General features: G+C 44.3%; 1 pseudogene. It reads right to left on the bottom strand.

Features of this window, described 5'->3' with window-relative positions:
• Window positions 1-950 (bottom strand): annotated as a pseudogene (locus C1638_RS22035) (T9SS type A sorting domain-containing protein); the annotation flags it as partial.

Here is a 950-nt window from a genome sequence, read left to right as displayed (position 1 = left end):
TCCTTGAGGTCAAAACCTATTTCTACGTAGGCATAATCCGAGACAGGGTTCGGGTAGATCTTGATGTCATACTTTTCAATTAAATCATTGACCTGCTTATCACCCAGCTTTACAATCTTCCAGTTCTCTTTTCCTAGTTCCTCGGCACTGGTTCCTGCCAGAATAATGGAACCATCTTTGTTGAGTCTTAAATCCGAAAGTCTTTCCTCTCTTTTCCTGGATTCTCCCTTGATGTGCTTTCTCCACTGTTCATTTCCATTTCCGTCCAGATACAGCATCCAGAATGTCTCATCATCCTTTTCCACTCTTCCCTCAGCCTGAGTGTAGCCTCCTAACAGAATGCCTTTGGAGGATTTAGCATCTGCTGAATGAATCACGCTCATACCCATCAGAATATCACGGTTTCCAAAGGTGTAGGACTTCTGCCACTGCTCATCTCCACGTTCATTTAGGGACACCAGCCAAAGATCTGTTCCCTCTTCAATTCCCACGGTCTTGTTTCCTGATCTTTCCGATCTGGATTCTCCGCCAATGATGTAGCCACCAGAAGTTAATGCCAGGGTTCTGATGTGATCGTCTCCCTTACCACCAAGGTTCTTTTCCCATTCAACCTTGCCGTTCTTATCAAGCTTAATGATCCAGTAATCACCCTCACCAAAGTTTTCGCTTTGTTTGGAGGTTGTAGAGAGTTGGTTGTCCTTAGCAGGTTTTTCATTTGAGGTATTGCCATCGGATGTTGATTGCCCATTGTTATTGACAATTCCACTTCGGGAATAAACTCCCAATAATGCGCCACCATCCTTTGTGGGAATCATCTTTTCAACCTCGTCAAGACCTCTTCCACCCAAAATGAGTTGAGAGATTTCCTTGCCATTTTTGTCGAGTTTGACAACCCATACATCCTTGGAGCCATGTCCCTTGGGTGAGTTCTGGATATTTGCTGCTACAAT

The organism is Chryseobacterium oncorhynchi, from assembly GCF_002899895.1.
Lineage (GTDB): Bacteria > Bacteroidota > Bacteroidia > Flavobacteriales > Weeksellaceae > Chryseobacterium > Chryseobacterium oncorhynchi.
This window is presented reverse-complemented; position numbering and strand designations above follow the sequence as displayed.